Raw genomic sequence first — 21,845 nt, 5'->3', positions numbered from 1 at the left:
GGGGCGGCGCCCCCGGGCCCCGGGACGGGTCAGAACTCTTCCGGGGGCAGCGCGCCGCCGGGGACCGGCACCCTCCACACCAGCACGGTCCCACCGGTCTCACCGCGCTCGGCCGTGAACCCGCCGCCCAGCGCCCGGGCCCTCTGGTCCAGGTTGCGCAACCCGCTCCGCCGCCCCTCCGGGGGCAGGCCGACGCCGTTGTCGGTCACCGTCAGGGTGAGCGCGGCGGACCCGCCGGCGGCCGGGTCCTCCTCGACCGCCACCGAGACGTGGACCTCCGTGGCCCCCGCGTGCCTCGCCACGTTGGTCAGCCCCTCGCCGAGCACCGCCAGCAGGTGCTCCCCCACGTCGTCCGGCACGGAGGCGTCGATCGGCCCGTCCAGGCTCACCCCCGGGTGGCACCCCAGGCTGTGGGCGGTGTTCTCCGCCAGTCTCAGGATGCGCCCGCGCAACGAGGTGTCGCGGCGGCTCGGCGGGTTCTGCAGCGCGAAGATCGTCGAACGGATCTCCCGGATGGTGCCGTCGAGCTCATCGACGGTGCGCCGCACCCGCTCCTCCACCTCGGGGGAGGCGATCAGCCGCATCGTGCTCATCAGCGTCATCGCCGACGCGAACAGGCGCTGGATCACCACGTCGTGCAGGTCCTTGGCGATCCGGTCGCGCTCCTCCAGCACCACCAGGCGCTCGGTGTCCCTCCGCGCCTCGGCGAGTTCGAGGGCGACCCCGGCCTGGACCGAGAACGAGTGCAGCATGCGGCGTATGGTCGCGGTGAACGGGGCCCGGTCGGACAGCTTGCCCAGCAGCAGCACCCCGCGCGTGTGGCCGGGGGTCCCCAGCGGCACCAGCAGGCCCGGGCCGTAGCCGCGGTGGGTGAGCATCGGGCAGTTCGCCTGGCGCAGGTCCGGGACGGCCCTCGCCTCCCCCGTCTCGTAGACCGCCCCGCACGCGGAGTCGTGGATCTCGACGGGCGTCCCCAGGATCTCCTGCGCGATGGGGCCGTCCGCGATCTCCGCGAACAGGTGGCCGCGGGCGCGCGGGTCGGGCAGCATCACCACGGCCGTGTCCGCCCCGCCGATCTCCCGGGCCTGGGCGGCCAGGTGGGCGAGGACCTCCTCGGTGTCGGCCCCCGAGAGCAGGCGCGTGGTGATCTCCGTGGAGGCCTCCAGCCACCGCTCGCGCAGCCGCGCCTCCTCGTAGAGGCGCGCGTTCTCGATGGCGACCCCGGCAGCCGTGGCCAGGGCGGAGACCATCGCCTCGTCCTCCTCGTCGAACTCCCCGCCGTTGGCCTTCTCGGTGAGGTACAGGTTGCCGAACACCTCGTCCCGCACCTGGATGGGCACGCCGAGGAAGCTCGCCATCTGCGGGTGCCCCTCGGGGAATCCGCCGAACTCGGGATGGTCCCGCAGGTCCGCGAGGCGCAGCGCGGCGCGCCGGTTCAGAGGGGCGGCCAGGACCCCGCGGCCGTGCGGGAACCGGTTGATCCGCTCGGCCTGCTCCTTGCTGATGCCGACCGGGATGAACTCGCTGAACCCGCCCTCCTCGTCGACCACGCCGAGGCCGGCGTACCGGGCCCCGGCGAGCTGCGCCGCGGCCTCGGTGAGCCTGCGCAGGACGGTGGCCAGGTCCAGGTCGCCGCCGATGGAGAGGACCGCCTGGAGCAGCGAGCGCACCCGCCCCTGGGCGGACAGGCGGGAGTCCAGGGAGTGCACCTCGGTCAGCAGGTCGTCCAGGCTCCGGGCGGACAGGGGGTGGCTCTGGGGGCTCTCGGTCATGTGTTCGTCAACCTCCGCAGAGCCGGTCGGACGGTCTCTGTTGGCAATGCGCGCTTTTCCTCGGGCGTTATGTGTGAATTGTCGTTGGTTTTTCCCCGGTTTGCCACATCTGGCTGCTCAGAAGCCTGTTCGGGAGGGTGGGAATTCCTGTGGATTCGGGGCTCCGGTCGTGTAATTCATGCTAACGTCGCGGTCAGTCGACGCACGAAGGTCTTGCCGACCTCGCGTACGACGGCCCGGACCGTGCCGCCCCCGGCACCGCTCCCGGCACCGGCCCGCCCTCGCGCGTCGGCCCCCGAGTCCCACGGTGGAAGGAACCCCGGTGACTGGAATCCACGGCTCCACGAGCGCCTCCGGCGCCCGTGCCGCCGTGCTTCCCGCGCCGGTCCGGCGCGCGCTGCTGCTCGCCGCCCTCCTCTGCGGCCTCATGGTCGCCACCTGGACGGCGGCGTCCGACGCGGCGCGGGCGGACGAGCACTCCCTGGCCACCACCCTGGTCTACCAGGCCGGAACCACCGCCGAGGCGCATACCGGGGAGTACGTCCCGATCGCGCCGACCGCGCTCCGCGCGCCGCTGGCCGGAACCGTCGCCGCGCTCGGGGAGGGCACCGCGCAGGTGGTGTCCGACGCCTCCGCGGCGGTCGCCCCCGGAGCGCAGGACGGGGGAGCCGACGTCGCCCGGCAGGTCCGCGACACCGTCGACGGGGTCACGGACCCCGTGGAGCGGCGCCTCCAGGAGGAGGGGGCCGTGCCGACGCCCCCGGCGGACGGGCAGGGGCCCGGAGCCGGGTCCGACGGCGGAGCCCCCGGCAGGACGGCCGAAGCCGTCGAGGACGACGCCGTGCCCCCGGTGTACGAGGCCCACCCGCCGTCCCCGTCCGCCCACCCGGTCCCCGGGACGGGCCAGGACGCCGACCGTGCCGACGGGACGCCCGCCGCACCCGTCGGGCACGACGCCCCGTCGGCCTCCGCCACGGCCGCCGCGCCCTCCGTCCCCGGTGGGGCGGGCACAGCCGGCGGCGCACTCGTCGCGGGCTACCTGACCGCGCACGGGGCCCCGGCCCCGTCCCCCGGCCTGTTCCAGGCCGCCCGGCACGTCCTGCGCTCGGCGCCCGCCGAGTCCGCCGACGAGCCGACCTTCTCGCCCGACTAGCGGCGCGGTCCCCCGTCCGGCACGTCCGGCGACCTTCCTCTCGGCACGCCCTTCCCAGCCCCGGGCCGCTCCCGCGTCATCACGGTGAGCGACGAACCCGGAACTCCCTGGGGGTTGACGTGAGCCACGCTTCCCGACAGCGGGGTTCACGTCAGCCGTCGGCCAGCCAGACCCACGACTGACGACCGGCAGAGCGCCGCGCGCCCTCCAGGCGCGCCGGGCTCCCCGGCCGGAGAGCTCGAACCGCACGGCGCCCCTCCCCCGCGGGGGAGCGGAGCCACGGACGGCGGGACACGACACCCGCCCCGCCGTCCCCCCTGACAACCGCGCACCACCTCGGAAGGACTCACACATGTTCACCACCGCCCGCACCACCGCCAAGACCCTGCTGGTGGCCGCCGGTACTGCCGGCTTCGTCGCCCTCGGGGCCGGAGTCGCCGGGGCGGACACCCTCGGCGGCGTCACGGACGGGCTCCAGCTCGGCGACCTGGGCAGCCGGGTGCCCGCACAGCTGACCGAGGGCGTCTCGACCCCCCTGGGCGACCTGGTCAAGGTCCAGCCCGGGAAGATCTCCGCCCAGCCCGACGTCCAGCAGCAGTCCGCCCCCCGGCAGACCGCCCCCCGGGACGTGGTCGGACACGTCGTCGGTGACAACGTCTCGGCGCCCCTGGAGGGGGACGAGAAGAACTCCGCGAACGTCGGCCCGCTCGACCTGGGCGCCGCGACCGGGTCCCTGCCGCTGAGCCAGGGCTCGGACCCGGTGGCCGACCTGGTCGGAGGCCTCGGCGTCCTGGAGGGGCTGGGCCTGGGCGGCGGCACCCTGCCGCAGAGCCACGGGGCCTCGACGCTGCCCGTCCGGGGACCGGCGGAGACGGTCGGCGCGGCCGTCTCCGAGGTCGGTGCGACCGCGGAGCAGGGCGTCCACGAGGTCGGGAGCGGTCTGCACGGCCTCGACGCCCCCCTCCCGGGCCGGGGGGCGACCCTCCCCATGGCCGCCGCGGACTCCCCGGCCGGCCCCTTCAGCGGTGAGAACACCGACCTGACCGGCGGCAAGGCCGACCTGATCACCGACCTGGTCCTGTCCGACGACGTGGTGCTGCCCATGGCCGGGACGGAGGCGACCGGCGGCGCGGCCGAGGCCCTGCCCGTCGACCTGGCGGGCACCGCCGACCTGGCGGCCTCCACCCTGCCGCAGACCGCGCTGTCCGCGGGGGACCTGGGCCTGCCCGAACTGCCCGCCCCCGGCGAGGTGCTGCCCCTCGCCGCCCCCGAGACGACCGACGCCGTGACCGGCCTGGTCCGCGAGGACGCGCTGGGCAACGACCTGGTCGGGGTGCGGGGCCTGCCCGAGCTGGGGCAGCCGACCTTCGACGCCGGCCAGGTGACCGGCCTGCTGCCCTCCGGCGCCGTCTGACCTCTTCCGGAACGTGCGCCCGCCGGTCGTGGCGGGCGCACGGGGCCTCGGGCGGCGCGCGGGACCGTCCCGCCGACCGAGGCGCCGAGGGGACTGTGGGGGTTCCGCGGCGCGTACCGGCGGGACAGGGCGTGTCCCCGCCGCACGAGGTGCCGACCGTGGCCCCGGACGCTCGTCGTCCGGGGCCACGCCCCGTCCGGGGACGGGACCACGCGGGAGCGCCCCGGGCCGTCCGGGGACGGAGGGGACCGTGCCCGGGGCGCGGGACCGCCCCGCGGCGGGCCGGTCCCCGACCCGAAAGCGGAGCGGCCCCCGGGCCGGTGCGGACCGTGCGTCCCACCGGCCCGGGGGCCGCTTCCTGGCGTCCGTCCGGTCCGTCCCCACGCTGAGGCGGTCCCGGACGGGTTCCTACTCCTCTTCCTCGCCGGTGCCGAAGCCCAGGCCGTCGGCGCACGGGTTGGACGTGGCGTCACGCCCCCCGCCGGGCCGGGCCGACTCGGCGGCGTCCGGGGCGTCGCTCGCCGAGGCCGCGTCCACGGGGGTGGGGGAGGCGCCCGGCGGTTCCTGCGGCGCGGGCGCGTCGTCGGCCGCGAGCAGGGCGGGCAGGGGCCGGTCCTCCCGCACCGCGGCGAACAGCTCCGCGGACTCCTGCTCGTGCCACATGACCCGGTTGGCGTCGAAGGGCGCCTGGTACCAGGGCACGGTGTGGAACTCGATGTCGGACAGGTCCGCGTCGGCCATGGTGACGGCGATCGAGAGCATCCGGTCGAGTGTGAGCTCCTGGTCCGTGGCGCTGTGCTGTGCCACCGCCTGGAGGATGCCGTTGAGCTTGGTCGGGCTGGTCATGACGTCGCTGCTGGTCACCTGGTCGGCCAGGGCGGCGAGGAACATCTGCTGCCGGTCGATGCGGCCGATGTCGCCGCCGTCGCCGATCTCGTAGCGGGCGCGGACGAAGGACAGGGCCTGGTCGCCGTTGAGCGTCTGCTGCCCCGCGTCGAGGTCGAGCCGGGACCGGCGGTCGCTCATCGGCTCGGGGATGCAGATGTCGACGCCGCCGATGGCGTCGACGACGTCCCGGAAGCTCATGAAGCTCAGGTGCACGAAGTGGTCGATGCGGATGTCGGTCAGCGACTCGATGGTGCGGACCACGCACGGCGGGCCGCCGTGGTACATGGCCGCGTTGACCATCCCGAAGTAGCCGTACGTGCCCTCGGTGTTGCCGTAGGCGTCGCACTGGGGGAGTTCGACCAGTGAGTCCCGGGGGAAGCTGATCACGGAGACCCGGTTCTCGGGGGAGATGTGGGCCAGCATGATCGAGTCCGAGCGCTCGCCCTCGAACTCCTGGCTGTACGCGGTGGAGCCCTCCTCGTAGCCGTCGGAACCCATGAAGAGGATGTTGACGGCGTCGCTGATCTTGTCGGGCCGCTCCTCCTCCTTGAGCGCCGTGTCCAGGTCGTGCCGGACCATGCCCGAGCGCAGGAAGTGGTAGTAGCCGTAGGCCGAGGCGACCCCGGCCACCAGGAGGACGGCGAGGACGGCCGCGGTCCACACGGCGATCCGGCGGCCCCGGCGGCGCCCGCGCGGGCCGGGGGGAGGGGAGGGCGCGGTCTCCGCGCCCTCCCCTCCGGCGCCTCCGCCGTCGGGGGCACTGTCACCGTCGGGGGCGCCGTCGCCGTCCGGGGCGGCGGGGGCCCCGGCTCCGCCGGGCCCCTCCGACGCCTCCGGGGCCTCCGCGCCCGCCTCGGCGGCGGCAGCCCCGGGGACGCCCTCGTCGCCGGAGCGCTCGTCGCCCCCCGGGCCGCCCGGGGCCGGGTCGGCGGACGCCGGCGCGTTCACCCCGTCGTCGCCGGCCTCCTCGGTCCCGTCCGCTCCGGGCCGCCCGGCCGCGGAGGGCTCCGCTCCGGGGCCGGGGTCCGAGCCGGGTGTCTTCTCGGGTGTCTCGTCTGGGGTCTTGTCCGCGCCGGGACCGGCGGAGGAGTTCTCGTCAGCGGGCATCGTTGCAATCTCGGTGAGTTCGGACAGCGGGACGTGCCAACGGTCGGACAGGGGACCGAAAGGCCACGAGTCCGTGTCTGGGGGAGGGCGGAGGTCGCGCGGGACACTGGGGCGGGTGGTCGAGCGGCCCGGGGCAGCCCGGGCGTCCGGGTGCGGCCCACGGGGCATCGGCCGGACCGTGGGAGGGACGCGGCCGACGACACGGAAACCCGCGTGTGGCAGAGATCCTAGGTGAAGTTCTCTTCGTTTGCGCGCTCGGGTTGTCCGCGAGCGGGGCTACTGACCACAATTGCGCAGCACAATTCCTTCGTCGGGTGATGGCCTGCTGGCGCCTTGCGCCCGACTTTCTCATCTGTGCCCGCAAGAATCACTTCTGACCCGCCGTGTGCACGGAGGATCAGAGCCTCACGGTGGGATCACACGCAACGATCCGGCTTCTTCCGGTCAGTCGTCCCAGAAGGTGCTTTCCTTCTCAGAACCGTCCGCGGCGTCGGCGGATCGGCCGCCCTTGGCGGCGGGCTTCGCGGCGGACTTGGCCGCGGGCTTGGCGGGGGTCGCCTTGGCGGTCTTCCGTGCCGCCGGCTTGGCGTCCGTGTGCCGGGGCCGCGCGGTCACGGCGCTCTTGGCGATGGGCTCGACGGGGCGCGGCGTCTCGCCGGAGTGGATGCTCAGCGCCTCCTCCTCGACGGTCAGCATCCTGCGCACGGGGTCGGGGACCTCCGGCAGCCGCTCGGAGCGCAGGTGCGCGCCCAGCACCTCCAGGGCGTGGTCGCACAGCAGCTGTCTGGCGCGTTCGGCCTTGACCCCGCTGAGCTCCTCGATCTCGGGGAGGTTGCGCTCGCGGAGCAGGCGGATGACGTCGCGCAGCCGTTCGCGGGTCTTGCGGTCGGTCATCGACATGACCGTCAGCTCGGCCTCGGCGACGAAGCCCTCCTGGCGGCCGTCGGAGTCGCGCTCGGCGATGAACGCGCTGGTCAGGCTCCGGGCGGAGGAGCGGGAGGAGGTGCGGATGTCGTTGCGCCTGATGTGGCGGGCCTGGAGGCCGGTCACGACGACACTGGTGGCCAGGCTGATTCCGGCTCCCAGCAGGATCAACGCGAGCGGGTTCTCGAGAAGCACGGGAAGGACCTTTCCGGGCGGGGGTCCGCACGGGGTGCGGTCACGGGGCGGTGACTGGGGATGTGCGGGGGCGGGGACCGGTGCTGGGCGACTATTCGCCACATCGGGGGTGATTGTCAAGTGCGAACGCGGGGCGGACGCCCGCCGCCGAGAGCGTTGTCGCAGGTCATGCCGGGGATCGCAGGCATGGGTGGGGGCGGGCGGGACGGGGGCGGGCGGTGCGGGGCCCCGGGGTCCCTCCTTCGGGATGCCCCGTCGGGTGGGGGGTGACACCCTCTGTCCACAGCCTGTGGACGGGGCGCCGGGGGTCGGCGTCACCCGGCCAGGAGCTTGTTCACCGACTCCGGCGACAGGATCTCCTCGGTGACCATCGCCGCGCAGCCGCGCACGCCGGCGTCGTCCCACAGGGAGCTGGCCACGACCCGCAACTGCCGGGTGGCCAGGGCCGTGCACTGCTGGAACACCACTTCGCGCACGCCCGCGACCAGGTGGTCGTAGGCCTCCGACAGGTCCCCGCCCAGCACGATCACCTCGGGGTTGAGCAGGTTCACGGCGCCGGCGAGCGCCTCGCCGAGCCGCCGTCCGGCCTCCCTGACGAGGGTCACGGCCACGGGGTCGCCGCCGACGGCCAGGGCCACCAGGTCCTTGAGGGTGTCGGCCCGCCGCCCCCGCTCCGCCGCGAGCTCCAGGAGCCGCCGACCGCCGGCGACCGCCTCCAGGCAGTCGGTGTTGCCGCAGCGGCAGGGCAGGCCCCCGCCGTCGCGCACGGGGATGTGGCCGATCTCCCCGGCGGCGCCCAGGGAGCCGCGCAGCAGGCGCCCTCCCGACAGCAGCCCGGCGCCGATCCCGGTGGAGGCCTTCACGAAGACCATGTCGTCGGGGTGGCCGTGCCCGCCGGCGATGTGCTCGCCCAGGGCCATCACGTTGACGTCGTTGTCGACCGTCACCGGGACCGGGAAGCGCTCGGCGACCAGCGGGGCCAGCGCCACCCCCGCCCACTTGCCCAGGAAGGGCCGGTCGTCGGCGCGCCCCGCGTGGAACTCGACCGTGCCGGGCAGGCCGATGCCCACGCCCCGCACGTCGGCGGGCCCGCGGCCGAGGGAGGCGAGCTGCTCGGACCACACGTCGAGCAGCCAGGGGAGGGTCGCGTCGGGCCCCTTCTCCATGTCGGGGGAGCCGGGCGTCCGGACGAGGACGTCCCCGTTGAGGTCGCACACGGCCGCCTGGCTGCGGGCCATGCCGAGGGCGCTGGTGAGGATGAGCCCGCTGCCGGCGTTGAACTCCAGGAGGGTGGGGGGCCGGCCGCCGCTGGAGACGGCTCCGGTCCCCTCCGTGACGAGGCCGCTCCCGATCAGCTCGGTGACGCGCAGGGCCACGGAGGGGCGGGACAGGCCCGTGACCCGGGCGATCTCGGACCGGCTGGTCGCGGCGCCGGAGCGGATCAGCTCCAGGATGTGGCCGCTGGTGGCAGCAGAGGAAAGGCGTCCGGGGGTTCTGGCCATATCTCATTCAACCATGGGGTTAAGCCTCGAAGACTGGGAGGTTATGTAAAGAAGTGTTCTCAAGTGTGCTTGGTTTTTTACCATAGTCGGGCGTAAGGTCGAAAGTGGCGAACGTCCCCGGACCCCAAGGGCCGTTCCTCCTCCCGCACCGCCCCCCCGTCGCAGCACCCCTCTCCGTTCTCCCTCCCCGCAGGAGCAGCCCGAAGATGTCGCAGCAGTCCGCGCCCCGCCCCACCGACCTGGTGGTCTTCGGGGGCACCGGCGACCTGTCCATGCGTAAACTCCTCCCCTCCCTCTACCTGTTGGACCGCGACGGCCACCTGGACGGGGGAACGCGCGTCATCGCCGTCTCGCGCGACGGCCTCACCGACGCCGACCTGCGGGACAAGACCTCCTCGGCGGTCCGCGGCCACCCCGCCGTCCAGGTGGTCGAGCCGGACGTGCTCCGCCGCTTCCTCGACCGCCTCTCCCACGTCACCGTGGACGTCGGCGGAGACCCCTCCGGATGGGCCGCCCTCGCCGCGGCCCTCGACCCGGGCCGCGACCGGGTCTTCTACCTCGCCGTCCCGCCCATGATCTCCGGCGACATCTGCCGCGGCCTGGACGGCGCCGGTCTGGCCACCCCCGGGTCCCGCGTGGTCATGGAGAAGCCCCTGGGACGCGACCTCGCCTCCTCCCGCGCCGTCAACGACGCCGTGGGCGCCGTCTTCGACGAGCAGCGGATCTACCGGATCGACCACTACCTGGGCAAGGAGACCGTGCAGAACCTGCTCGTGCTGCGGTTCGCCAACGTCTTCCTCGAACCCCTGTGGAACTCCCGCTGGATCGACCACGTACAGATCACCGCCACCGAGACCGTCGGGGTCGGCGGGAGGCGCGGCTACTACGACACCTCCGGCGCCATGCGAGACATGGTGCAGAACCACCTCCTGCAACTGCTCTGCCTCACCGCCATGGAGCCCCCGGCCAGCTACGACCGCGAGGCCGTTCGCGACGAGAAGCTCAAGGTCCTCCAGTCGCTGCGGCCCGTCACCGGCGACCGGGTCGCCGAGGACACCGCCCGGGGGCAGTACGGGCGCGGAACCGTCCAGGGGGTCGAGGTCCACGGCTACCTCGACGAGGCGGGCGGGCCGGCGGTCAGCGACACCGAGACCTTCGTCGCTCTGCGCGCCGAGATCGCGAACTGGCGCTGGGCCGGCGTGCCCTTCTACCTGCGCACCGGCAAGCGCGTGGGCCACGCCCGCTCGGAGATCGTGATCCGCTTCCGGGAGGTGCCGCACACGATCTTCCCCGGCACCGACACGGTCCCCGGCGCGGGCAGCCTCGTCATCCGCCTCCAGCCGGACGAGGGCATACACCTCACCATGCTGGCCAAGACGCCCGGCGCGGGCGCGCTGAGGCTCCGGCCCGTGCCGCTGGAGCTCAGCTTCGCCGACACCTTCTCCACCCGCTCGCCCGAGGCCTACGAGCGGCTGCTGATGGACGTGCTGACGGGGGACTCCACCCTCTTCATGCGCCGCGACGAGGTCGAGGCCGCGTGGCGCTGGGTGGATCCCATCATCGAGGCCTGGAACAGCACGGACACCACCCCCGAGACCTATCCGGCCGGAAGTGCGGGCCCCGAGGGCGCGCACCGGCTCATCGGCCGCACCGGCCGCACGTGGCACGAAGAGGAGCAACCCCGATGACCGCGCACACCCATGGGACGACCGGGTACGGACCCGGAGTCCACCCCGTCGTCGCCGACGTCACCCGCCGCCTGGCCGAGCGCAGCGCCGGGACCCGGTCCGCGTACCTGGCCAGGATCGACGAGGCGACGGGCCGGGGGCCCGCCCGCACCGCACTGGGCTGCGCCAACCTCGCCCACGGGTTCGCCGCCTGCGGCGTCTCCGACAAGCTCGCCCTGGCCGGCGACGTCAAGCCCAACCTGGCCATCGTCTCCTCCTACAACGACATGCTCTCCGCGCACCAGCCGCTGGAGTCCTACCCGGCCCTCATCAAGGCGGCCGTGGCCGAGGCGGGCGGCGTCGCCCAGTTCGCGGGCGGGGTGCCCGCCATGTGCGACGGCATCACCCAGGGCCGTGCGGGCATGGAGCTGTCCCTGTTCAGCAGGGACGTCATCGCGATGGCCACCGCCGTCGCGCTGTCCCACGACATGTTCGACGGCGCCCTCATGCTCGGGGTGTGCGACAAGATCGTGCCGGGCCTGCTGATCGGCGCGCTCTCCTTCGGCCACCTCCCGGTGGCGTTCGTGCCCGCGGGCCCCATGCCCTCCGGCCTGCCCAACAAGGACAAGGCGCGGGTGCGGCAGAAGTTCGCCGAGGGCAAGGCGGACCGCCGCGAACTCCTCCAGGCCGAGTCCGCCGCCTACCACTCGCCCGGCACCTGCACCTTCTACGGCACCGCGAACTCCAACCAGATGCTCATGGAGGTCATGGGCCTGCACCTGGCCGGGGCGAGCTTCGAGCAGCCGGGCACCCCCATGCGCGAGGCCCTCACCGCCGAGGTCGGGCGCCGCGTGCTCGGGCAGACCGCCCTCGGGGACTCCCACAACCCGGTCGGCGTGCAGGTCGACGAGCGGGCCCTGGTGAACGCGGTGGTCGCCCTGCTGGCCACCGGCGGCTCCAGCAACCACACCCTGCACCTGGTGGCCATCGCCCGTGCCGCCGGTATCGAGCTGACCTGGGACGACTTCGCGGACCTGTCCGAGGTGGTGCCGCTGCTCACCCGCATGTACCCCAACGGCGCCGCCGACGTCAACCAGTTCCACGAGGCGGGCGGCATGGCCTACCTGATCGGCACCCTCCTGGACGCCGGCCTGCTCCACGAGGACGTGCAGACCGTCATGGGCGGGGGACTGGGCCGCTACCGGCAGACCCCCCGTCTCGAAGGGGCCACCCTGACCTGGGGTGACGGGCCCAAGGAGAGCGGCGACACCACCGTGCTGCGCGGGGTGGAGGACCCCTTCGCACCGGACGGCGGCCTGCGCATGCTCTCGGGCAACCTGGGCCGCGCCGTCATCAAGACCTCCGCGGTCGCACCGGAGCGCCGCGTCGTCGAGGCCCCCGCCCGGGTCTTCGCCGACCAGGCCGAACTCCAGGACGCCTTCGCCGCGGGCGAGCTCACCGGCGACTTCGTCGCCGTGGTGCGCTTCCAGGGGCCGCGGGCCAACGGCATGCCCGAGCTGCACAAGCTCACCCCGCCGCTGGCGGTGCTCCAGGACCGGGGCCAGAAGGTCGCCCTGGTGACCGACGGGCGCATGTCCGGGGCCTCCGGCAAGGTGCCCGCGGCCATCCACGTCTCCCCCGAGGCGGTCGCGGGCGGCGCCCTCGCGTACGTGCGCGACGGCGACCCGATCAGGCTGGACGCCACCGCGGGCACACTGGAGGTGCTGGCCGACCTCTCCGGACGCGAGCCCGCCCAGCCCAGCGCCGACTCCTCGACCGGCACCGGCCGGGAGCTGTTCGCCGCACTGCGCGGCGTGGTCGGACCGGCGGAGGCCGGCGCCGGGGTCTTCTGACCCCCGACCCACGCTGCGGACGGCGGGCGCGCGGAAGGACCGGCCCACCGGTCCGCGGCGCGCCCGCCCCGCCCCGGGCCGCCCGCGCCGGAGCGGGCGGCCGCCGGTGCGCCCGCACCGGACCACGCACCACCACACAGACGGAGACGCACATGACGACGAGCCCCCGTTCGGGCGCGGACATCCTCGACCTCGCCCCGGTGATGCCGGTGGTGGTGGTCTCGGACGCGGAGACCGCCGTGCCGCTGGCCCGCGCCCTGGTCGCCGGCGGCCTGCCCGGTATCGAGGTGACGCTGCGGACCCCGGCCGCGCTGGAGGCCATCGGGCGCATCGCGGCCGAGGTGCCCGAAGCCGTCGTGGGCGCGGGCACCGTGGTCTCTCCCGGACAGGCGCGGGCGGCGGCCGAGGCGGGCGCGCGGTTCCTGGTCAGCCCCGGGTGCACGGCCGACCTCGCCTCGGCCATGGCCGACACCGGCCTGCCCTTCCTCCCGGGGGTGGGCACCGTGTCCGAGGCGATGGCGCTCCTGGAGCGCGGTCTCTCGGCGCTGAAGTTCTTCCCCGCCGAGGCCGCGGGCGGCGCGGCGTTCCTGAAGTCGCTGACGGGCCCCCTGCCCCAGGTGCGCTTCTGCCCGACCGGGGGGATCACCGCGGCGTCGGCCCCCTCCTACCTGGCCCTGTCAAACGTGGGCTGTGTGGGAGGCAGCTGGCTGACCCCCGCCGACCTGGTGTCGGCGGGCGACTGGGGCCGCGTCACCCGCCTGGCCGAGGAGGCCGCGGCCCTCTAGGCGTCCTGACCGCGGGGGGCGGTGACGACGACCCCACCCGTCCCAGGCGACGAGGGCCCTCGACGTCCCGGTACGGATCGCGACGTCCGCACCGGCGTACCGGAGGGCCCTCGACGCCCGTCCCACACCCGCCGGACGCCTGGCGCCGGTCCGCCGCGTGGTCGAGGGCCCCTGGCCGCTCCGCCGGGCGCCCCCGCCCGCGGCGCCGCCTACTCCGACCGGTTGAAGCGGACCACGGTCAGCCACACCAGGAGCACGCCGGCCCCGGCGACGAGTCCGACCTCGGCCGCCCAGGGGATCTGCCAGCCGAACCACGTGATCCCGGGGTTGAACAGCGCCTCGGTCGCGGGGGAGGTGTCGAGGTGGGCGAAGACCGCCTGGCGCATGGGGTCGACGACGTAGGTGATCGGGTTGACCAGGGTGATCGCGGCCAGCCAGGAGGGGAGGTTCCCGATGGGGAACATGGCGCCCGACAACAGGACCAGGGGCGAGATGACGAGCTGGGCCATGCCCATGAACGCCTCGCTGCCCTTGACCGAGACGGCGATGAAGACGCCCATCGCGGAGGCCGTCAGCCCGACCATGAAGGTGAGCCCGAACAGGGTGAGCATCAGCCCCGGCGCGTAGGGGACCCCCGCCAGCCCCGCGACCGAGAGGATCAGGCAGGCCTGGAGGGTGGCGAGGACCGCGCCGGACAGGACCTTGCCCAGGATGAGCGCGGAGCGCTTGGCCGGCGCGACGAGCATGCCGCGCAGGAAGCCGACCTCGCGGTCGGTGACGATGGTCGCGGCCGAGGACACCGCCGTGCCGATGACCGTCATGACGATCACGCCCGGGAACATGACGGCGGTCAGCGGCAGGTCGTCCTCGCCGCGGGGGATGAGCGAGCCGAAGCCCACACCGATCACGAACAGCCACATCACCGATTGCAGGAGCATCGCCACGCCCCGGCTGACGTCGTGGACGAAGCGGAAGAGGTCGCGCTTGAGCACCACCCTGATCGTGCGCAGGTCGTGACCGAGCCCGAAGGGGGAGGTGGGGGCGGGCTGGCGCCGCGTGGCCGTCATCCGGTGTCCTTCTCGTCAGGGGGTTGCTCGGGAGTCGGGGGGCACCCTCCCCCCGTCCGTCCGCGGGAGCGGGCGGCGCCCGGGGAGCCTTCCGGCCGGATGCCCCGCGGACCCCACCCTGGCGAACCCGGGGCGTTCCCGTCGGCGCCGGGTTCGGCCGCCGTCCTCACGTCCGTCATTCCGTCCACACCGGCGCGGACCCCCTCTCCACGGAGCCGGCGCCCTCCCGCCGTGGACGGCCGCCCGCCATCCTCGTGAGGAGTTTGGCCCCCGTGCCCGCCCAGGACTCCCGGGAGACGGAATAGTAGTGGAGGTCCCACAGCCGGCCCCGAAAATACACGTGCCCGGGGAGGGTGGCCTCCCTGGGTGTCGCGAAAAGGGCTGAGCCGAAATGCATCAGGCTCGCGTCCGTCGTCAGGGCGTATACTTTTCTGAGATCCTCCCAGCGGGTGAAGGCATAGTTGACCAGGAGCATCATGGATTCCGCTCCGACGCCCACCGGAATTCCGTGGGGATCCATGAAGATGCCGACCTTCGCGTGCCCCGCCGGGCTGTGTTCCCGGATCGAGGCGAATCCCCGGACCTCGCCGTCCTGTTTCGTCTCGATCTGAAGTACGGCGACCTCCGAATCGTCCACGGCCCTGAACGACGACTCGAAGTTGTCCCGGGACGGCAGGGTCTCTATGCCGAGCTTCAGGAGGAGCTGGTACAGATCGAGGACGTTCTCCTCGTCGATGGGACGAAAGCGGACACGAGGGGTTTCGAGGTGGGGGGATGTCATCGCCGACCGTTGCGTCCTTTCCGCCTGCCGCGGGGCTCGGAGCCCGTGGGGGCGACATCCTGGCACGGAAGGACGCGATGCGCACGGGGGTCGGTGCGGGCCGCGCCCCCGGGGCGCCTCCCGTCCGCGCCAAAGGGGTGCGGACGGGGTTCGAAACGGTACCGGGTTCCTCCGTGTATTCCTGTCCCGCCGGCGGGACGTGCGCGGGGGAATGCCCTCCTTGTCGCCGACGACATTGTCGGCCTAGGTTCTGGGTCGGCACTATCGGACCATCGAAGAAAGGTGGACGCCATGGCATTGTCCGACGTCTTCTCGCTTCAGGGCATGGACATCGGCCTGGAGGCCGAAGCCCTCCTCAACAGCGGACTCAGCTACATCGGCTGCAGCGGCGACGTCATTGTCCAGCCGAGTTGACCGGCTGACCGGTATTTGACGGGGATTCAACCGGTCGTCCCATCTCGTGATCCCGGTGCGGAGACGGCTCCTGCACGGCCGGACTTCGCACCGGGCGCCGGGCGGATTCGTCTCTTGTGGTCGGCTGTGGTTTCTCCTATCTTCCCTCCCGTAGGTATCCCCCGTGTTTTTCTTTCTCAGGAGGAAAAATGGCACTTTCCGACGTCCTCGATCTCCAGGCCTTCGAGGTGGCCGTCGACGAGAGCGCGATGCTGAACAGCGGCCTCAGCCTCGTCGGCTGCAGCGGCGACGTGATCACCCAGCCCCAGTAGCCGTTCCTCCGGGAACGCTGTGAGGGCCCTCTTCGCAGCGTTCCCCCGCACGCCCGGCCGGTCCGCGACGAACCGGGCCGGGAGAGAGGCCGCACGCGATGATCTTCCCCCACCTCGACACGGTCGGCGTGAGGCTTGCCGCCACCGGCACCAGACGGGGCGGGGCGGTGCGCGACGAACTCGTCGGCCACGGGTTGGACGGCCTTCCCGGCCGCGACGTCTTCGCCGCCCTCTGGCCCGGCAGGTACGACCAGGTGGGAGCCCAGTTCCTCCTGCACGCCCCGGGGACCGGGCGGGTCGCGGGCTACGCTTCCGTGCACGGCTTCAACTCCCAGGCCCGCCACGGCTGCGGCTCCCTCGTCGCGGACGAGCGGGAACTGGGGCCGGACGGGGCCACCGACGCCTACGCGCTCACCGTCAACTACGCGTTCTCGATGTGGAACCTGCGCAAGCTCTACCTGTGGACCCCGGACGAGGACCTCGCGGCCCTGCGGCGGACCGGGGCCGAGGTCCGGCTGGAGGGTTCCCTGCCCGAGTACGTCCTCGACGGCGCGGAACTGCGCACGGCCCACGTCTTCGCCGTCTACCGGGAGGCGTGGGAGCGGACCGGGGCGGAGTTCGTGCGGGTCCGCGCGGGCGAGGGGCTCCCCGCCTGACCGCGCGGCCCGGCCCGGGCCCGGAGGCGTCGGAGGGAGAACGCGCCCGGGTCCGTCCCGGACCGGGCGCTCCACCAGCGGAGGAGCGGTGAACGACTATGGCGACGGACGGTTCCGGCCCGGAGGCGATGGTACGCGCGCGCGGCCTGGCCAAGAGCTTCGGTGAGGTCGAGGCGGTCAAGGGGGTCGACCTGGAGGTGGCCCCGGGGGAGCTGTTCGGCCTCCTCGGCCCCAACGGGGCGGGCAAGTCCACGCTGATCGGCATGCTCTCCACCCTGATCACCCCGACGTCGGGGACGGGCTCCATCGCCGGGTTCGACATCGTGCGCGAGCGTCCCGACGTGCGCCGCAGCATCGGTCTGGTGTTCCAGGAGCAGACCCTCGACCGGTACCTGACGGGTTGGTACAACCTCAAGTTCCACGCCGAGATCTACGGCGTCCCGTCCGAGGAGGTCGACGGGCGGGTGACCCGGGCGCTCCGGGACGTGGGCCTGTGGGAGGACCGGGAGAGGCTGGCCGGTACCTACTCCGGCGGCATGCGCCGGCGGCTGGAGATCGCACGGGGCCTGCTCCACCGCCCCCGCCTGCTGTTCCTCGACGAGCCGACGGCCGGGCTGGACCCGAGGTCCCGCGAGGCGATCTGGGACCGCGTCCGCGAACTCAACGAGTGCGAGGGCATCACCGTGCTGATGACCACGCACTACCTGGAGGAGGCCGAGAACTGCGGGCGGATCGCCGTCATCGACGGCGGGGAGATCGTGACGGTCGGCAGCCCCGCCGAGCTCAAGGCGCAGATCGGCCGGGACCGCGTGGAGATCGTCGCCCGCGACCCGGAGGCCCTCCGGGAGGAGCTGAGCACACGGCTCGGCCTCGCCCCGGTGGTCGAGGGCGACACGGTCTGGTTCACGGTGGCCGGGGGGCGGCGGTTCGTCCCCCGCGTGTTCTCCGAGGTCGACGCGGAGATCACATCGGTCCAGGTCAGATCGCCCTCGCTGGACGACGTCTTCCTGGCGCACACCGGGCGGGGGATCGACAGCCCCGCCCGGGAGGACCGCGGGGGGGCCGAACCGCTGGTCGGCGGCCCCGGGCGCTGAGTCCGGACCGTGCGCCCGCCGCCGCTGCCTCGGCCCGGGTCCCGTGCCCGCCCCTACTATGTCCGTATGGCTGAGGTAAGCGCGCGTCACGGGTCGTGGTCCTTCGACGGGGCGGCCCTGTGGATCACCCCCGGGCGCAGAGCCCACCCCCTGCGCCGCGGCCTCGGAGTGGTGTCGCTGCCGCTGCCCGCGCTGGCGGGCGTCGTCTTCGAGCCCCGGCGCAGGGGCGGGACCCTCCGGGCCCACCCGCGTCCGGGCGCCGACCCCTTCACCGAGGCGACGGGCGGGCACCTGAGCCGCAGCGGCGACCCCTACCAGCTGCGCGTGGGCAAGGAGAAGGCCCTCGTCGCCGAGTACCTCGCCGAGACCGTCACCGAGGAGATCGCCGCCCTGGCGCCGGGCGACGCGACCGACCCCGACCGCTACCTGGTCGAGGCCCCCGCGGCCCCGGTCCGCGCCGACGCGGGCGACGCCTCGGTCGTCTTCGACGGCGCCCACGTCTACCTGCGGCCCAACTGGAAGGCGGAGTCCGCCAAGCGGGCGGCCGGTCCCCAGCGGCTCGCCCTGGAGGAGATCGCCGAGGTCCGGTGGACCTCCGTCGCGAGCGGCGAGGACGGCAGTCTGCGGTTCGTCCCCTTCGGCAGGACCGAGTCGGTCCTGCCCAGGTACGACCCCTTCGCGGTGCACTGGAGCCTGTGGGGAACGGACTACGAGGGCGGGACCACGGCCGTCGTGGCGACGGCCGTCACGGCGCTGCTCCCGCACCCCACCGCACGCGGAAAGGCCGTCGAGGGCGGCCGCGCGTTCCCCGCCCTGCCGTGGCGCCGGACACGGCAGGAGCCGGAGGAGGCCTGACGCCGGTCAGCCGTCGGCGCGCACGGCCACCCACAGGCCGTGGGCGAACGGCTCGATCCGCAGGTGCTCGGCCGTGCAGCCCGCCTTCTCGAAGGCCGCGGCGTACTGCTCCGGCGTGAACAGCGACATCTCCCACCCGTCCGTGGCGTGGCTCAAGCCCTCCTCGGGGTCGGCCACCGCGTAGTGCACGACCATGCGCATCCGGTCGTGCCTGCCTGTGACGCGGGTGGAGTGGGACAGGCGCACGACCGTCCGTCCGCCGTCCTCGACCAGGTCGCGGGAGACGTGCCCCGGTGTGAACCCCTCCGGCCCGACCCAGGGCTCGACCACCAGGACACCGCCCGGGGTCAGGTGGTGCACGAGCCCCTGGACGACGGAGACGAGCTCGTCCTCGGATTCCAGGTGCGGAACGGCGAACATGCACGTGATGACGTCGAACCGGGTGTCCAGTGCCACCTCGCGCAGGTCCGAGCGCCACGTCCGCAGGCCGGGCACCCGGGCGCGGGCCAGCTCCAGCATCTCGTCGGACCCGTCCAGCCCCGCGACCCGGTCGAAGTGCCCGGAGAAGGCGCGCAGGTGCAGCCCCGTGCCGCACGCGGTGTCCAGCAGGGAGTCCGCGGCGGGACTGCGCTCGCGGACCAGGCCGGCGATCAGCGCGGCCTCCGCGTCGTAGTCCTTGCCGCGGTGGATCATGACGGTGTCGTACACGGACGCGTAGCTGCTGTCGTACATCGGATGGGCCTTTCCGTCCGTGGCCGCCGGGGCCGGGGGCGTCCACCGCCCCGAGTCCCCGACGGCCCGCCTTGTGTGCACGTGCCGGGGCGCGGTGCGCCCGCGTCGGCGCCGGGACCGCACGGTCCCGGCGCGGGTCCTCAGCCGGTCCCGTTCCCCGCGGTCGCGGGCGGCTCGGAGAAGAACGGCAGGAAGGGGCTCCCCCCGCCGGACGCCGCGGCCAGGGCCAGCAGGACGCCGGCGCCGCCGGTGGCGAGGTCCATGGACAGGCGCGGCACCCGTCCGCCGTGGAACGCGGTGTGGCCGCGGAAGGGCAGGGCGTACCACTCCAGCTCGCGGACCCGGGAGCGCAGGTCCTCCTCCGCCCCGCCGAGCCGGGCGAGCGCCGCGACCTGCCCGGCCTTGCCGTGGAGCAGGTCCGCCTGCGCGTACAGCAGGGTGTGGCACGACCGGCTCAGCGCGGGAAGGCTCTCCGCGCAGCGCTCGTCGGCCCTGTGCGCCAGGAGTTCCTGGACGACGAGGGCGACGCCGAGCCCCCCGGCGTCGATGTTGGGGAGGGCGCGCGCGCCGCGGTCGCGGACCAGCAGGGCGCCGTCGGGGGAGGTGACGCACTGGTCCAGGTCCAGGTGCAGCGCCCGCACCGCGGCGTCGGTCCAGGCGGTGTCGCCCGTGGTGCGGTACAGCGCGAGCAGGGCCAGGGCCACGCCGCTCCAGCCGCGCATGAGCCCCGCCCGCCCGGCGGCCGGGCCGTCCCCGGAGGCCGACGCGACCGCCTCGGCGAGCCGGCCGCCCAGCTCGGCGGCGCGGACCGCGTACTCGCTTCCTGCGTCCCCCGCGGCGAAGTGCACGAGGTTCGCGCAGACCCCGGCCGTCCCGGAGAAGAGGGAGACGCCCCCGACCGGCTCCCCGGCGTTGCGGTCCAGCAGGTCGGCGGCCTCCTCGCGGTGGCCCAGGTGGTCCAGCGCGTACGCCAGGCCCGCGACCCCGTCGTAGAAGCCCTGCCGGGGGGAGCGCAGGCGGCGCGACGCCGCCAACAGCCACGCCTCGTGCTCCTGCGAGCGCCCCTGCCCGGCCCGGTCCAGCGCCCACAGGACCCCGGCCGCGCCGTGGGCCATGCCGTAGCCGCCGGACACGAACTGCTGGAGGTCTCCGGGGAACAGCCGGTCGGTGCGCTCCGGCGTGGCGGACGCCCGGATGCCCGCGGCGACGGCCCGCGGGGTCACCGGGGTCGGCGCCGGGGCACGGGAGTCAGGGACCAGCTCGCGCTCGATCTCGTCCGCCCACGCCGCGGGCACGGGGAAGAGCTCGCGGAGCACGCCGAGCAGGGCGACCGCCTTCTCCGGGGCGAGCGCGGTGATCCGGGAGAAGGGGAGGAAGACGGACAGGCGCGTCGCGGCGAGGGCGTAGGCGTCGACGGCCGGGCCGGTCCTGGCCGACGCGGAGAAGCCGGGGGCGCCGAGCGGAGCCCGTCGACCGTCGTCGTCCGCGTCGAAGGCGAGTTCGTAGTCGATGAGGGCGACGTCGTCCTCGGAGTCGACGATGACGTTGTTGGCGTGCAGGTCGCCGAAGACGAGGCCGCGTTCGTGGACGGCGGCGAGGACCGCCTCCAGTCGTCCCAGGATGCGAAGGGCCCGCTCCGTGAAGGCCGCGAGGCTGTCGGCGCCGGGCCGGGCGTCGGTCACACCGGGGTGGTGGACGGCGCCCCACGAGCCCAGGGTGCGGCCCTCCTTGTACTCCTGCACCAGGAACCGGTGGCCGCCCAGCGTGAAGCTCCCGAGGAGCCGGGGGACGCCCGGGACGCCGTCCAGGCGGCGCAGGTTCTCCTCCTCGCGCTCCTGGCGCGCCACCGCGTCCCGCAGGTCCCGGTCCAGGCCCGCGTGCGGACGGGCCTCCTTCAGGACGACCCGGAGGCCGTCCTCCTCCCGGCGGCCCAGGTAGATGCCGCCCCCGTTGGAGAAGTGCAGGGCCTTCTCCACGACGTAGGGCTGGCGCTCCTCGGAGGACCGGGCGGCCAGGTGGGGCCTGAGGACGTCGGGGAGCGCCGCCCAGGACGGGGGCGAGAACGAGGGGACGCGGCGGTCCGGGACGAGGGAGCCGTCCGGCGCGCGCAGCGCGGGGATCCGGGAGCCGTGCGCGTCGAGGCACCACCTCTCCCGGAACGCGCCGTACCTGACGTAGAGGGGGCCCCGGTCCCACCGCAGGTCGCTGAGGACGTACGGTCCGGGACGCCCGCCGACCAGGGCCGAGAGCCCGTGCAGGGTCCGCTCCAGCTCCTCCTCGTCGCGCGGGTAGACGGTCAGGAGCTTGCCGCTGGACGCGCGGGCCGCGTACTTGGCGTTGGCCGCGACGAGGATGTTCTTGTCGAGGAGGTACTTGAAGGCGATCCCGTGCCCGGTGCAGTAGTCCCACACGTCACGGCAGGTCGCGTCCGCGCCGTCCACCGTCGCCGAGACGTGGATCTTCCACCCCTGCTCGGGCAGCGAGGGGTCCTCGGGGGCGACAACCTGCCAGAGACCGCTCCGTGTGCGCTTCCAGCCCGTCGGGGGCTCCAGCGCGCTCACGGAGAACTCCGCCGGGACCACGAGGGCATGGCGGGAGCCGTCCGCCAGGCGGCTCGGCTCCTCGAAGAACAGCGGGTCCGCGAGCGTGTACATCTCGAACAGGTCGAGCATGGG

General features: G+C 74.0%; 18 protein-coding genes. 10 read left to right on the top strand and 8 right to left on the bottom strand.

Annotation, left to right across the window (positions count from 1 at the left end; all coding sequences use genetic code 11):
* Positions 1-29: 29 nt before the first annotated feature.
* The gene (locus ABZ234_RS07225; protein ID WP_355011374.1) at positions 30-1,772 is read right to left on the bottom strand and encodes a GAF domain-containing protein; all 1,743 of its coding nucleotides are present in this window, start codon (positions 1,770-1,772) and stop codon (positions 30-32) included.
* Positions 1,773-2,094: 322 nt separating this feature from the next.
* Between ABZ234_RS07225 and ABZ234_RS07220 the strand changes: the two genes are divergently transcribed.
* Both ABZ234_RS07220 and ABZ234_RS07215 read left to right on the top strand, forming a co-directional pair.
* Positions 2,095-2,925 (top strand): hypothetical protein, encoded by an 831-nt coding sequence (locus tag ABZ234_RS07220; RefSeq protein WP_355011373.1) that lies wholly within the window; start codon positions 2,095-2,097, stop codon positions 2,923-2,925.
* Positions 2,926-3,277: 352 nt separating this feature from the next.
* Positions 3,278-4,339 carry a hypothetical protein gene (locus tag ABZ234_RS07215; RefSeq protein WP_355011372.1) on the top strand — a complete coding sequence of 354 codons (1,062 nt, stop codon included), beginning with the start codon at positions 3,278-3,280 and terminating at the stop codon, positions 4,337-4,339.
* A gap of 408 nt (positions 4,340-4,747) precedes the next feature.
* On the opposite strand, the gene ABZ234_RS07210 is transcribed toward ABZ234_RS07215, so the two are convergent.
* From ABZ234_RS07210 to ABZ234_RS07200, 3 genes are all read right to left on the bottom strand, one after another.
* Positions 4,748-6,334 (bottom strand): LCP family protein, encoded by a 1,587-nt coding sequence (locus ABZ234_RS07210; RefSeq protein WP_355011371.1) that lies wholly within the window; start codon positions 6,332-6,334, stop codon positions 4,748-4,750.
* A gap of 444 nt (positions 6,335-6,778) precedes the next feature.
* Positions 6,779-7,453 carry a hypothetical protein gene (locus tag ABZ234_RS07205; protein WP_355011370.1) on the bottom strand — a complete coding sequence of 225 codons (675 nt, stop codon included), beginning with the start codon at positions 7,451-7,453 and terminating at the stop codon, positions 6,779-6,781.
* Positions 7,454-7,767: 314 nt separating this feature from the next.
* The gene (locus ABZ234_RS07200; RefSeq protein ID WP_267947239.1) at positions 7,768-8,955 is read right to left on the bottom strand and encodes an ROK family transcriptional regulator; all 1,188 of its coding nucleotides are present in this window, start codon (positions 8,953-8,955) and stop codon (positions 7,768-7,770) included.
* Between the two features lie 206 nt (positions 8,956-9,161).
* On the opposite strand from ABZ234_RS07200, the gene zwf reads away from it, so the two are divergent.
* The 3 genes from zwf to eda all read left to right on the top strand — a co-directional run bounded on the left by zwf (position 9,162) and on the right by eda (position 13,260).
* Positions 9,162-10,643, top strand: coding sequence for a glucose-6-phosphate dehydrogenase (gene zwf / locus ABZ234_RS07195; protein ID WP_267947238.1), 1,482 nt, complete (start codon positions 9,162-9,164; stop codon positions 10,641-10,643).
* Positions 10,640-12,475, top strand: coding sequence for a phosphogluconate dehydratase (gene edd, locus ABZ234_RS07190; RefSeq protein ID WP_267947237.1), 1,836 nt, complete (start codon positions 10,640-10,642; stop codon positions 12,473-12,475). The genes zwf and edd overlap by 4 nt, the downstream gene beginning before the upstream one ends.
* A gap of 152 nt (positions 12,476-12,627) precedes the next feature.
* Positions 12,628-13,260 carry a bifunctional 4-hydroxy-2-oxoglutarate aldolase/2-dehydro-3-deoxy-phosphogluconate aldolase gene (gene eda / locus ABZ234_RS07185; protein ID WP_267947236.1) on the top strand — a complete coding sequence of 211 codons (633 nt, stop codon included), beginning with the start codon at positions 12,628-12,630 and terminating at the stop codon, positions 13,258-13,260.
* 209 nt (positions 13,261-13,469) lie between these two features.
* On the opposite strand, the gene ABZ234_RS07180 is transcribed toward eda, so the two are convergent.
* Positions 13,470-14,327 (bottom strand): ABC transporter permease, encoded by an 858-nt coding sequence (locus ABZ234_RS07180; protein ID WP_267947235.1) that lies wholly within the window; start codon positions 14,325-14,327, stop codon positions 13,470-13,472.
* Between the two features lie 175 nt (positions 14,328-14,502).
* A complete protein-coding gene (locus ABZ234_RS07175; protein ID WP_344181765.1) occupies positions 14,503-15,108 on the bottom strand; it encodes a GNAT family protein in 606 nt (201 codons plus the stop codon).
* A gap of 291 nt (positions 15,109-15,399) precedes the next feature.
* Between ABZ234_RS07175 and ABZ234_RS07170 the strand changes: the two genes are divergently transcribed.
* From ABZ234_RS07170 to ABZ234_RS07150, 5 genes are all read left to right on the top strand, one after another.
* On the top strand, positions 15,400-15,522 hold the full coding sequence (locus ABZ234_RS07170; protein ID WP_267947233.1) for a SapB/AmfS family lantipeptide: 123 nt from the start codon (positions 15,400-15,402) through the stop codon (positions 15,520-15,522).
* A gap of 188 nt (positions 15,523-15,710) precedes the next feature.
* The gene (locus ABZ234_RS07165; RefSeq protein WP_267947232.1) at positions 15,711-15,833 is read left to right on the top strand and encodes a SapB/AmfS family lantipeptide; all 123 of its coding nucleotides are present in this window, start codon (positions 15,711-15,713) and stop codon (positions 15,831-15,833) included.
* A gap of 98 nt (positions 15,834-15,931) precedes the next feature.
* Positions 15,932-16,489 (top strand): GNAT family protein, encoded by a 558-nt coding sequence (locus ABZ234_RS07160; RefSeq protein ID WP_267947231.1) that lies wholly within the window; start codon positions 15,932-15,934, stop codon positions 16,487-16,489.
* Between the two features lie 98 nt (positions 16,490-16,587).
* Complete coding sequence (locus ABZ234_RS07155) at positions 16,588-17,583, top strand: ATP-binding cassette domain-containing protein (protein ID WP_355011369.1); 996 nt, start codon at positions 16,588-16,590, stop codon at positions 17,581-17,583.
* 66 nt (positions 17,584-17,649) lie between these two features.
* On the top strand, positions 17,650-18,438 hold the full coding sequence (locus ABZ234_RS07150; RefSeq protein WP_267947229.1) for a DUF4429 domain-containing protein: 789 nt from the start codon (positions 17,650-17,652) through the stop codon (positions 18,436-18,438).
* A gap of 6 nt (positions 18,439-18,444) precedes the next feature.
* Here the strand turns inward: ABZ234_RS07150 and ABZ234_RS07145 are convergent, their stop codons facing one another.
* Positions 18,445-19,170, bottom strand: a complete 726-nt coding sequence (locus tag ABZ234_RS07145; protein WP_355011368.1) for a class I SAM-dependent methyltransferase — start codon at positions 19,168-19,170, stop codon at positions 18,445-18,447.
* 140 nt (positions 19,171-19,310) lie between these two features.
* Positions 19,311-21,842, bottom strand: a complete 2,532-nt coding sequence (lanKC, locus tag ABZ234_RS07140; protein ID WP_355011367.1) for a class III lanthionine synthetase LanKC — start codon at positions 21,840-21,842, stop codon at positions 19,311-19,313.
* Positions 21,843-21,845 lie beyond the last annotated feature (3 nt).

This window comes from Nocardiopsis sp. NPDC006198, from assembly GCF_040613895.1.
GTDB lineage: Bacteria > Actinomycetota > Actinomycetes > Streptosporangiales > Streptosporangiaceae > Nocardiopsis > Nocardiopsis tropica.
This window is presented reverse-complemented; position numbering and strand designations above follow the sequence as displayed.